The 12,530-nt window shown below is 58.9% G+C and carries 8 protein-coding genes; 7 read left to right on the top strand and 1 reads right to left on the bottom strand.

The window, feature by feature from the left end:
- Nucleotides 1-35: 35 nt before the first annotated feature.
- From QFX32_08475 to QFX32_08460, 4 genes are all read left to right on the top strand, one after another.
- Complete coding sequence (locus tag QFX32_08475; GenBank protein ID MDI9634070.1) at nt 36-239, top strand: transposase; 204 nt, start codon at nt 36-38, stop codon at nt 237-239.
- Between the two features lie 312 nt (nt 240-551).
- Complete coding sequence (locus QFX32_08470; GenBank protein MDI9634069.1) at nt 552-2,717, top strand: kelch repeat-containing protein; 2,166 nt, start codon at nt 552-554, stop codon at nt 2,715-2,717.
- Nucleotides 2,718-2,932: 215 nt separating this feature from the next.
- Complete coding sequence (locus tag QFX32_08465; protein MDI9634068.1) at nt 2,933-3,739, top strand: hypothetical protein; 807 nt, start codon at nt 2,933-2,935, stop codon at nt 3,737-3,739.
- 182 nt (nt 3,740-3,921) lie between these two features.
- Nucleotides 3,922-4,206, top strand: coding sequence for a hypothetical protein (locus QFX32_08460; GenBank protein MDI9634067.1), 285 nt, complete (start codon nt 3,922-3,924; stop codon nt 4,204-4,206).
- A 6-nt stretch (nt 4,207-4,212) separates the two neighbouring features.
- Here the strand turns inward: QFX32_08460 and QFX32_08455 are convergent, their stop codons facing one another.
- On the bottom strand, nt 4,213-5,838 hold the full coding sequence (locus tag QFX32_08455; GenBank protein ID MDI9634066.1) for a putative manganese-dependent inorganic diphosphatase: 1,626 nt from the start codon (nt 5,836-5,838) through the stop codon (nt 4,213-4,215).
- A gap of 292 nt (nt 5,839-6,130) precedes the next feature.
- Between QFX32_08455 and uvrA the strand changes: the two genes are divergently transcribed.
- Genes uvrA through uvrB form a run of 3 tightly spaced genes read left to right on the top strand, consistent with a single transcriptional unit; the run spans nt 6,131 to nt 12,413 of the window.
- Complete coding sequence (uvrA, locus tag QFX32_08450; GenBank protein ID MDI9634065.1) at nt 6,131-8,938, top strand: excinuclease ABC subunit UvrA; 2,808 nt, start codon at nt 6,131-6,133, stop codon at nt 8,936-8,938.
- Complete coding sequence (gene uvrC / locus QFX32_08445) at nt 8,935-10,485, top strand: excinuclease ABC subunit UvrC (protein MDI9634064.1); 1,551 nt, start codon at nt 8,935-8,937, stop codon at nt 10,483-10,485. The genes uvrA and uvrC overlap by 4 nt, the downstream gene beginning before the upstream one ends.
- Nucleotides 10,482-12,413 (top strand): excinuclease ABC subunit UvrB, encoded by a 1,932-nt coding sequence (gene uvrB, locus QFX32_08440; protein ID MDI9634063.1) that lies wholly within the window; start codon nt 10,482-10,484, stop codon nt 12,411-12,413. The genes uvrC and uvrB overlap by 4 nt, the downstream gene beginning before the upstream one ends.
- Nucleotides 12,414-12,530: the final 117 nt, after the last annotated feature.

Genomic DNA, 12,530 nt, shown 5'->3' with positions numbered 1-12,530 from the left:
TCGGCGTGAAACCCCGTGCCTCGATCGATAAAACAATGAGAAGGGCAGTCCGCGGTTGTCCATTGAGTATCAAGGATACCCGGAGAAATCGTGCGATCAGCAGGATACGGAGAGCGATTGAACGGGTCTTCGCCGTGATCAAACGGACATTCCACTACGATCACGTTCTCGTGACGACTGTGGAGAGGTGCATGTCAAAAACGTGTTTGCATCGTTTTTGTTCAATCTGGTCCAGTTGAGTACTCTCAAACGAAAAGGAGCTTGGTAGCGGAAGCTATCGAAGACTTCTTAAAATCGGGAGAAAATCCCGATAATTTGGTGAAATCTTTAGGGAATTCTCCCATTTTGAGTTCTCAAATTTCGAGAGAGCGTTCTCCTTATTTCGATGTCACAGGTTTTTCGAAATCGTCAGATATCTTCTGCGGATACAGGATCTGAAATTACAGCTTATTAGGGACGGTACCGCGGCCGCATGGTAGATGACGCCTATTTCGGCGAAAGTAAAGTTCAGGTAATAAGAACAATTCCATAAAATTAATGAAGTTTCCCGGTTGAATGTAAGGTTTGATTTTTCGATTAACCGGATAATCAACAGGTACCACGTTCTCGTCGCGATTGGACTATTAAAGCCAAATTGGGAGGTAAATCGTTCAATGACAAATTTACGAGAAATCTCAATTGTCGTTATCTGTCTCATTCCTCTCCTCTTTCTCCCAGGTAATGCAACTCCCATCGCCGCTTTCACCGCCTCTCCTACCCACGGTCATGCGCCACTCACCGTTAATTTCACAGACCTCTCGGCCGGTAACATTGCCACGTGGGCATGGTACTTTGGAGATGAAAACTATTCCAATGCGGAGTGGAAGGAACTAGCCTGTCATACCCCATGGGGCACCAGATACGGACACTCTGCAGTGGCAATGCCGGATGGGAGCCTCATTCTCGTCGGAGGCGTGATGGGAGGCGGTGATTACAGGAACGACGTATGGAAATCAGCGGACAAGGGGAAGACGTGGACCCTCGTGAATGGAAATTCTGGCTGGTCAGCCCGCGGTTTTCACTCTACCGCCCTTCTCCCTGATGGGAGTATTGTCCTCATGGGGGGTTACGATGGGAAGAACTATTTTAACGATACCTGGCGTTCCCTTGACAATGGGAATACTTGGACACTCCAAAATCCTCAGGCTCCATGGCCTGCACGCATGAAACATACCTCGGTTGCGCTCCCGGACGGATGCATCGTTCTCATGGGAGGGTTTGACGGGAAAACTCCAAAGAACGACGTCTGGCTCTCCGAGGATGGCGGCGCTACATGGTCGCTGCAGACCGCAAGCGCCAATTGGACACCTCGCTACGGGCATGCGAGCGTCGTTCTCCCTGACGGTCGTATTGCCATAAGCGCCGGGCGAATTTCATCCCCCTCTTCTTCATACGCAAGAGACCTTTGGCTCTCTGCTGATCGCGGAAGATCCTGGACGAGATATGTCCTCATGAACGTCTCTCTTTACTTCCCGCGGTGCTATCACAGTGCAGTCGCTCTGCCAGACGGGAGCATACTCGTGGTGGGCGGCGAGAATTCCGGGAGAACAATAAATGACATGGTCCGGCTTGTGAACAAGAAAGAGAACTGGTCGATCGAGAGGAATGAGATACCCTCGCCCGTTGCCAGGTATTTGCACATTTGTGCTCTATTCCCGGATGGAAAGCTCGTCCTTCTCGGAGGACAGAATGACACATCCATGAAAAGCGATGTCTGGTGCACGGATACAGCGTCAGGACTTAAAAATCCAGTTCACACGTATTCCGAGGAAGGGACCTATTCCGTGAGCCTCCTTGTCTCCGGACCAGACGGACTCAATACGACGACCGTGCAGGATTATGTAATTGTTTATCCACCCCTATCTGCCCCGATTGTCACGGGAATAACGCCGGACAAATGTCTGGACTCAGCCGGATTCCTCGCCGTGAACATATCGGGAGCAAATTTCGATACTTGCAATCCGCCCTCTGTGAAGCTGACGATGCCGGGGGGACCGGATATCCACGCAAGGAACGTCACTCCTCTTACTTCATCAGAGATCTCTTGCATCTTCCTCCTTGCAGGTCACGTTGCTGGACCGCGGGACGTGGTCGTGACGAACCCCGATGGGAAGACCGGAGTCCTACCGTCCGGCTTTACCATCCTTCAATCCCCTCCCGTGGCAAATTTTACCGCGTCGCCATCCGCAGGAAGAGCTCCTCTCACTGTCACATTCACGGACACATCCCAGAATCATCCGATGAACTGGAACTGGACCTTCGGTGACGGGACAACGAGCAGTGAGAGAGATCCCGTTCATACCTACTCATCCCCCGGAAGCTACACCGTGACACTCACTGTGGGAAATAACGGCGGCCAAAGTTCCCTCACTCGCAGGGATTATATTCTCGTTTCACGCGGTCCATTGCCCGTGATATCGGCGTTCGCTCCCGCAAAGTTGAGAAAGGGGACGAGGACGAATGTCGCGATAATCGGGAACAATTTCCAGAAAGGAGCATACGCGAAATTATTCCAAGGTTCGAGTTCTATTCCGGTCACTGTCACCACGATATCTCCCCCGACAAAGATCGCAGGGTATGTGAACGTGCCCCCTTCCGCAAGGGGGATCTGGTCGATCAGCGTGAGAAATCCTGACGGGGGCGAGTGCACTCGGTTTAATGCGATTACCATCGCGTGAGGAGGGATCACATTAAAGTGATAAGCACCCACGGAAACTCCTGTGCAGCAATTCATACTACACCTATCCTATTCCAATATTTTGCCGTGACTGTGATTGCCATCATCGCGGTCGCTATCAGTCCTGCGAATGCAGCGATTTCCAACTTATACGGGATGACTGGGGATTCCATCGACACGGCCACATCCCTCTCCTGCCAGGGAGTAATATCACACGTGAACACGGTCGAGTGGGAACAGTCAAGCACGTCCCTCCACGATCCGCCCCTTGACACTGGCGGTATCTTCGTGGTCTGGTTCGATGCGGAGGGCTATCCGCACTACGGCTGGACTGCAGATCCCGAGTTGGCCGAAATCCTGGGCGAACCCATGCCACCGGGAGAGATACGCACCATCGTGGGATACGTAGCCGTCCTCCAGACCGGGCGTGGGAATACTTCACTGGCAAGAGCCATCCGTGCCAGTTCCGTTGGCGACAACCGCGGTAACATTGCTTCCGTGACCCACGTGGCATTCCATCCGGAAAAGGATATGGGGACGACAATCTTCACGGAAGACCTCGCGCTTGACGCGGCAGCGGCACACACGACAGAACAGAATGCCGTGTCAAGTACTTTCCTGCCTGATGATTCCCCATTCAACCCGCCGTTCTGCGAATTCGTGGAAACGGGGAGCAGGATCCTGATCGCGCATGGAGCATTTGCTACGGAGGCATCGGCAGGGTTTTCCCGCCACCCCATTCGATCTCACGTCGCAGTGGATTATTCAGTCTCCTCGGGCGATCAGATGATACTCAACGATGCAAATGGAACAGAGGGGGTTCTTGAGGCTTTCGTTCGGGCACGTGCAGGAGGAGGGCTCATGGTCCGCGTCGTTTCACCCGGGTTCGACGAAGTCCCGCACCTCCCGGGATTCGTGCCCGTGGAACCTTCGTGGATCGAATACGCTGAATATACACGGGCAGAGGGGGTTATCAGGAAATTTTCCAAGGAAATGCACTTCAATTCGGGTATATGCCGGTGATATTAGGAAAAAGGAACACTGGAGGGATGAACTCGCGGGGCTACTCCGTGTCACCCCTTTCACTGTTCATTCATCACGTCCTTCCCTTCCGGATTTTCCAATTGGTATTCGGCACAATGTGTAAGGTAATTTTCGAAAAATTTAACGCCTCCTCGCTGCCCTGAGTACCTCGTGCAGGTCATATGACTATCCTCCTCCGCTGCCGACTCTGCAGGGGAACCGGGGAGATCCCCAACGAGCAGTTCAGGATATGCCAGGAACTCAGGTCGCAAGAGGTAAAAAAGTACTTCCACATGCAGGCAGAAGACCTGCAAAACTCGGACGACGAGATACCACCCGATGCCTGCAATGGAATCCCTGAAAAGATTCCCTGTCCTGTCTGCGAGGGGGCCGGTACACTTGAATTCGACGAGGAAGAGTGGGACCTGCAGATCGTGAGTGAAGAAGAAGGAGAGAGCGTTGAATAATTATCCTTACCCTTCCTGTAAATCCCGCAGCTTGCGCCCGAACACGGGGAGGAAGTCCTTTTTCCGGGACATGACACCGGGGTGCGGGACTGGCTGCTGCGCGTAACCGAGTGCCGCGAGGGTGGCCATGTCGCCGGCTGCAAACAAATCGCTGCAATTTTCCATTATGTCAGAGAACAGGGCAAGGTACAGGTCCACCCCCTTTTCCTTCCGCTTCCTCTCGAGTCCGGCCTGTATATCTCCCGCATGTTCTCGCGCGTAGTCCCGGGAGACTGTCATCACCTGGGCGATGATGACATCCTTCCCGAAAAGACTGTAACGTTTCGTGTCGCGCGTGAGGAGTTGGTCAATGGGAATCCCATCGAGGTTCATGCCACTCTGGATGAGGGCTGATCCAAACTCCCGTATATCTACCCCCGCGATTCCCGCGAGGTACTCGGCGGCTGAGACATCCTCTCCCGTCGTCGTGGACATTTTCAAGACCAGTGTGTCCGAGAGGATGCCGGCGAGGAGTATTCCAGCCGTCTGGGGCGTGGGAGGATTCCCGGATTCCATGAATTTCCTCGCGATGATCGTGGACGTCGAACCGACAGGCTCGTTCAGGAACCGGACAGGCTTGAGCGTGGAGAGTGCACCGAGGCGGTGGTGGTCGATTATCTCTAAGATCTCTGCGGACTCGATCCCGTCGACGGCCTGGGAGAACTCGTTGTGGTCGAGGAGTATCACCTTCTTCTGCACCTCCTCGAGGAACGTGTTCCGCGAGATCATCCCTAGGAGGGTCCCGTCTTTTCCCACGACGCATGCCGCGCGGTACTTCGAATCTGTCACTAACCTTTTTGCGTGTGCGAGGGTATCCTCCGGCGATACCACGGGGACGTCCGTGGCGACGACCTTCTCTGCGGGGAGGGAGAGGTGGAGCATTCTGCCGACGGAGAACGCGTCGAGGGGCGTCGAGAGGATGGACGTTCCCCGCGTCCTTGCTGCCTCGCACACCCTCTCTCCTACGGGGGCACCCTCGGCGATCACGAGTGCCGCGATCCCCGCGGAGATGAGCGCGAGCTGGGTCGGCTCGTTGTCACCGACGATCGCGATATCGCGGGGGGAGAGACGGGAAAGTGCCACGTGGAGCGCGTCGATGATGATGGAGACGTTCCCGTGGAGTGTATCGTGCCCCGCGTGGCAGACCCTCGCATTGAGGATGCGGGCAATCGTTTCGAGGGGTATCGGCCCGATCGTGAGGGGCAACTCAATCCTCGGTGTCACGTATGCCCTCGCGAGTCCATGTTCCGATACTATCCCGAGGAGCCGGTTGGCCTCGTCCACGACAGGGATATTCCGCACGTCGTATCGTTCCATCATGGCCACGACATCGATCGTGGGCATCCCCGCTGGTGCCCTCTCAGGGAACAACGACGGGATGTCCCCCACGCACGGCTCGACGCTCTCGATGAGAAGGGGGGGTTCGAGTTTGAACGTGGAGAGGGCAAAAAGAGCCTCCGCAGGAACGGGACCACACGTCGCCGGAACGAACTCCCCGTTGCCACGACGGTTGCAGAACTCCGCGTATCCGATGGCGCTCGCGATGCTGTCGGTGTCCGGCTGGCGGTGGCCAATCACGTAGACGCGGCTCATGGAGTGATCCCTTCTTGCAATCCTTTCATGGGGTGATGACTTTTTGCAATTGCGCCGGTACTTCGTTACGGGAAAATGGTAATAGGTGAGTCGGGAAAGGCTAAATACATTCACGCGACGCGTTTCAAACCTTGCATATGAAAATGCAATTCCTGTCCCAGAGATTGAAAATCTCGAATTTTTTAAAATTTTTACCAAGGAAATTATCCACGCCCGTGCTGTATTCACCACCCCGATACCCCGACGGACATCCCTATATCGTCCCGCGCCCACATGATATTCTCGACACGGGATGAAGAAGCTCATCGTCAGGGGCGCGCGGCAGCACAATCTCAAGAATATCACCGTCGAACTCCCGCGCGACAAGTTCATCGTGATCACGGGGCTCTCGGGCTCGGGGAAATCCACACTCGCATTCGATACCATCTACGCCGAGGGGCAGAGGAGGTACGTCGAGTCACTCTCCGCGTATGCCCGCCAGTTCCTCGGCCTGATGCACAAGCCCGACGTGGACGCGATCACCGGACTCTCCCCCGCAATTTCCATCGAGCAGAAGAGCACGAGCAGGAACCCGAGGAGCACCGTCGGGACGGTGACGGAAATCTACGACTACCTGCGCCTCCTCTACGCGCGGATCGGTGTCCCCTACTGCCCCGTGCATGGCACCCGCATCGAGGCCCAGTCCCCCGAAAAGATCGCGGACAGGATACAGTCCGAGATCGGGGGGACCGTCACGGTCCTCGCTCCCGTCGTCCGGCAGAAGAAGGGGACGTACCAGCAGCTCTTCAAGGATCTCCACAGGGAGGGCTACGCGAGGGTGCGCATCAATGGGGAGATCCACCGGACCGACGAGGAGGTTCCCCTCGAGAGGTACAAAAAACACGACATCGATGTCGTCATCGACAGGCTGGACACGGGGGACAGGTCCCGGCTCGTGGAGGCGTGCGAGAACGCGCTGAGGAAATCCGGGGGTCTCGTTGTCGTGCTCTCCCGCGAGGGCGAGGAGAGGATATTCTCCTCCCTCCTCGCCTGCCCGGTCTGCGGCCTCACCTTCGAGGAACTCCAGCCGCGCATGTTCTCGTTCAACAGCCCGTTCGGTGCGTGCGAGGAGTGCAATGGCCTTGGGATCAAGATGGAGTTCGACCCCGAGCTCATCATCCCCGATCCCTCGAAGTCGATCGCGGAGGGGGCGGTCGCCCTCTACAGGAACTACCTCGACGGGTACCGGAACCAGTACCTCGCGGCAGTTGCCCGGCACCACGGGTTCTCTGTCCTCACGCCGATAAGGGATCTCACGCCCGAACAATACGACATCCTCATGTACGGGTCGCGCGACCGCATCCGGTTCTCGCTCAACACGAGGAGCGGCAACGCGCAGTGGTCGCACACGGGCGAGTGGGAGGGACTCGTGCCGCAGGCCGAACGCCTCTACCGCCAGACCCAGTCCGAGTACAGGAAGAGGGAACTCGAGAAGTTCATGCGGACATCCGAGTGCCCGAAGTGCAGGGGGAAGAGACTGAAGGAGAAGGTCCTCGCGGTCAGGGTCGCGGGAAAGTCCATCGCGGACGTGACCGACATGCCGGTCAGCAGGGCGATCGAGTTCTTCCGGAACCTCCCGCTGAGCGAGAAGGAACAGGAGATCGCCCGGCAGATCCTCAAGGAGATCATCGCCCGGCTCGAGTTCCTCGAGAAGGTCGGCCTTGGCTATCTCACGCTCTCCCGGAGTGCGGGGACACTCTCCGGCGGCGAGGCCCAGAGGATTCGCCTCGCAACCCAGATCGGATCGAACCTCGTGGGAGTCCTCTACGTGCTCGACGAGCCCTCGATCGGCTTGCACCAGCGCGACAACCAGAAGCTCATCGACACCCTCCGCACGCTCCGCGACCTCGGGAACACCCTCATCGTCGTGGAACACGACGAGGACACGATCAGGAGCGCGGACTGGGTCGTCGACATGGGGCCGGGAGCGGGGATCCACGGCGGGTACATCGTCGCGGAGGGCACGCCGGAAGACATAGAGAAGAACCCCGAATCCCTCACGGGCCAGTACCTCGCGGGCAAGCTCAAGATAGAGGTCCCGGCGGAGAGGAGGAGGAGCGAAAAGTTCCTCCGCATCACGGGCTGCAGGGAGAACAACCTCAAGGGGATCGACGTCCAGATACCCCTCGGCGTCTTCACGGTCGTCACGGGTGTCTCCGGTTCAGGGAAGTCCACGTTGATCTACGACACGCTCTACCCCGCGCTCCAGAAGGTCCTCGCGAGGTCACGCGCGAACCCGGGGAAATACGAGTCCCTCACTATGGACGAGCCCATCGACAGGGTCCTCGTGATCGACCAGAGCCCGATAGGGCGGACGCCGAGGAGCAACCCCGCGACCTACACGAAGGTCTTCGACGAGATCCGGAGGGTCTTTGCGGAGACGAAGGAAGCAAAGGCGCGGGGCTACAAGCCGGGGAGGTTCTCGTTCAACCTGAAGGGAGGGCGGTGCGAGGCCTGCGAGGGCGATGGCATGATAAAAATCGAGATGAACTTCCTCCCCGACGTGTACATCGAGTGCGAGGAGTGCAGGGGGACGCGGTACAACCGCGAGACGCTCGAGGTCAAGTACAAGGGCAGGAACATCGCCGAGGTGCTCGACATGACGGTCGAGGAGAACCTCGAGCTCTTCGGGCACATCCCCTCGATCAGGCACAAGCTCGAGACACTCTCCGCCGTGGGGCTCGGGTACATCAAGCTCGGCCAGAGCTCGACGACGCTCTCCGGCGGCGAGGCCCAGAGGATAAAGCTCACGCGGGAACTCTCCAAGCGGGGGACCGGGAGGACCATCTACCTCCTCGACGAGCCCACCACGGGCCTCCACTTCCACGACGTGAAGAAGCTGATCGCGGTGCTCAACGAGCTCGTCAACAAGGGCAACACCGTCGTCGTCATCGAGCACAACCTCGACGTGATCAAGTCCGCGGACTACGTCATCGACCTCGGCCCCGAGGGTGGAGACGACGGCGGGTACGTGGTCGCGACCGGCACCCCCGAGGAGGTCGCGGAGAACCCGCGCAGCCACACGGGGAAATTCCTCCGGAAAGTACTCGAGCGCCGATGAAAGGTCCAGACACTCTCCCCGAGCTCCCCGGCTGCTACCTCTTCCGCGATGCCGCGGGCACGACCATCTACGTGGGAAAGGCAAAGAACCTGAGGAAACGCGTCCAGAGCTACTTCTCGCGCCGCGACCTCGGCGAGCGGATCGGTCGCATGGTGAGCCTGATCGCGGACATCGACTTCATCGTCACGGCAAACGAGGTCGAAGCACTCGTCCTTGAAAACAGCCTCATCAAGGCGCACCAGCCCCGCTTCAACATCAACCTCCGGGACGCGAAGAGCTACGCGTACATCCTCCTCACCGACGAGGAATTCCCGCGGATCACCATCGCGCGGAAGATGGAGGGGAGAGGGACCTACTTCGGCCCGTTCACCTCCGCGGAGGAGAGGGACCAGGTACTCTCCGTCGTGAAGAAGGTATTCCGCCTGAGGAGCTGCAGGACGCTCCGGAAGAAGGGGTGCCTCCGCGCGTCACTCGGGACCTGCAGTGCGCCCTGCAGGGGCAAGATCTCGCCCGGGGAGTATTCCCGCCTCGTCCGACAGGCCTCCACGGTGCTGAAGGGGCAGGCCTCTGACCTCGTCAAAGCGCTCCGGGACGAGATGCGGGAATGCGCGCGGGCCTGCGACTTCGAGCGCGCGATCGTCCTCCGCGACAGGATCGCCGCGCTCGAGCACCTCTCGCAGCGGCAGGACGTCTCGCGCAGGCGGGACGTCGACGAGGACGTCGTCAACTACGTCGTGCACGAGGGAACGGTCTACATGATGGTCTTCTCCCTCTCGAAAGGTACCGTCGTCGACAAGAAGGAGTTCATCTTCGAGGAGGGCGACGAGGTCCTCGAGGAGTTCCTCGTCCAGTACTACTCGGAGACCGCCCCCCCAATGGAGGTCATCCTGCCGCACGATCCCGGCGAGGACATGGCAGAGTTCCTCTCTCTCCGGAGGGGGAGCAGGGTGACGGTGACCGTCCCGAAGATTGGCGCGAAGAAACGGCTCCTCTCGCTCGTCCGCAGGAACATCGAGGTCGCGCACCTCGGCGAGGAACTCCGGCTCGTCCAGCTGCAGGAGAAGCTCGGTCTCGACGTGCTGCCGAGGGTGATCGAGTGTTTCGATGTCTCCCACCTGTCGGGGACCGAAGTCGTGGGATCGATGGTCCGTTTCCACGACGGCCGCCCCGATAAGAAAAATTACAGGCGGTTCCGCATCAAGACGGTGGAGGGCGTGGATGACCCTGCAGCCATAGGGGAGATCGTGGAGAGGAGGTACAGCCGGCTCCTGAAGGAGGGTGGGGATCTCCCCGACCTCGTCGTGGTCGACGGGGGTATTGCCCAGCTCCGCGCGGCCCAAGCGCGGCTACGGGGCCTGAACGTCGACGTTCCCCTCGTTGCCCTCGCGAAGAGGGAGGAGAATGTCTACGTGGCGGGATCTTCGTATCCCCTCGCGATTGAAAAGAACGACGAGGCATCGCTCCTCCTCCAGCAGATAAGGGACGAGGCGCACAGGTTTGCGATCACATACCACAGGCTCCTTAGGTCCAAGAGGGTGATCCGGTGACAGCGTTCTCGCTCAGGGCGAATTTCCCCCCAAGGGGTTCCCAGCCGGAAGCGATCGAGAAGCTCGTCGCGGGTATCGAGAAGGGCTACCGTTTCCAGACGCTCCTCGGCGTCACGGGTTCGGGCAAGACGTTCACCATGGCAAACGTGATCGCGAGGGTCCAGAAGCCGACCCTCGTCATCGCCCACAACAAGACCCTCGCCGCGCAGCTGTGGAACGAGTTCCGGGAGTTCTTCCCCGACAACAGGGTCGAGTACTTCGTCTCTTACTACGATTACTACCAGCCGGAGTCCTACATACCCCAGAAAGACCAGTACATCGAGAAGGACGCCCAGGTCAACCCGAAGATCGAGATGATGCGCCTCTCGGCGACCGCGTCCCTCCTCTCCCGCCCTGACACGATCGTCGTTGCCTCTGTCTCGTGCATTTACGGCCTCGGGAGACCGGACCACTTCCGGAACCTCGGGTTCGAGCTGAAGGTCGGCGACAGGGTATCCCGAAGGGAACTCATCGAGAGGCTCGTGCAGGCACAGTACGAGCGCAACGACCTCGAGCTGCAGCCCGGCAGGTTCAGGGTGAGGGGAGACACGGTCGACATCGTCCCGGGGTACTACCACGATATCATCAGGATCGAGCTCTTCGGCGACGAGGTGGACAGGATCCTCGAGATAGAGCGGTCATCCGGGACCGTGAAGGAGGCACTCAAGTACTTCCACGTCTACCCCGCGCGCCACTATGTGCTGCCCGGCGAGGTCCAGAAGCGGGCAATCGAGTCCATCAGGCAGGAACTGGGCGAGAGGCTGCCGCAACTCGGGATGCTCGAGGCCCACCGCCTCGAGCAGAGGACACTCTACGACATCGAGATGATCGAGGAGACGGGGACCTGCAAGGGCATCGAGAATTACTCGCGGCACTTCGACTTCCGGCGGCCCGGGGAGAGGCCGTACTGCCTCCTCGACTACTTTCCCCACGACTTCCTGATGTTCATCGACGAGAGCCACCAGACCATTCCCCAGCTCCACGGCATGTACCACGGGGACCGGTCCCGGAAGAAGGCACTCGTCGATTACGGGTTCCGCCTCCCGAGTGCGTACGACAACCGGCCGCTCACGTTCCACGAGTTCGAGCAGTTCATGCGGAGGGTGATATTCGTCTCTGCCACGCCGGGGGACTACGAGCTTGCCCACTCCCAGCAGGTCGTGGAGCAGATCATCCGCCCCACGGGCCTCGTCGACCCCGAGGTCGTCGTCCGCGGCACCGAGGGGCAGATTGACGACGTCATCCGGGAGATAAGGGAGACGATCGCCCGCGGCGACCGCGTCCTCCTCACGACACTCACGAAGAGGCTCGCCGAGGAGCTCTCAGATTACCTGTCCGAGAAGGGGATACGGACGAGGTACCTCCACTCGGAGATCGACACCCTCGAGAGGGTGGAGATCATCAGGGAACTCCGGCTGGGGAAGTTCGACGTCCTCGTGGGGATCAACCTCCTCCGGGAGGGTCTCGACATCCCGGAGGTAGGGTTCATCGGGATACTGGACGCCGACAAGGAGGGGTTCCTACGGGACACGCGCAGCCTCATCCAGATCATCGGGAGGGCCGCCCGGAACGCCCACTCGCGCGTGGTTCTCTACGCGGATACCGTCACGGACTCGATCCGGGCAGCGGTCGCGGAGACCGAGAGGAGGAGGGCCATCCAGATGGAGTACAATGCCCGGCACGGGATCGTCCCCCAGACCATCAGGAAACCGGTCCCGAAAAAGGAAGTCGACATCAGGGATACCCGCCACGTCCCGAGGGCGGAGATCCCCAACGTCATTGTGGAACTCGAGGCAAAGATGGTCCAGGCCGCAGAGCGGCTCGACTTCGAGGAGGCGATCCGGTTCAGGGACATGATAAGGGAGCTGAAGGCGAAGGCGGGAGGGTGACCGCCCCGGAAAATCTCTTTTCCTCGCGTGGATATAGTCCCCCGGACACTCACCGTGGGAAAAAGGTGCGTTTGAGCGGTAAATGGGCTCTTTCGAATTCACGAAAACCCGATTACT

The organism is Methanolinea sp. (assembly GCA_030055515.1).
Classification (GTDB): Archaea; Halobacteriota; Methanomicrobia; order Methanomicrobiales; family Methanospirillaceae; genus Methanolinea_A.
The sequence above is the reverse complement of the archived record's forward strand: the minus strand, read 5'-3'. Positions and strand labels throughout refer to the sequence as shown.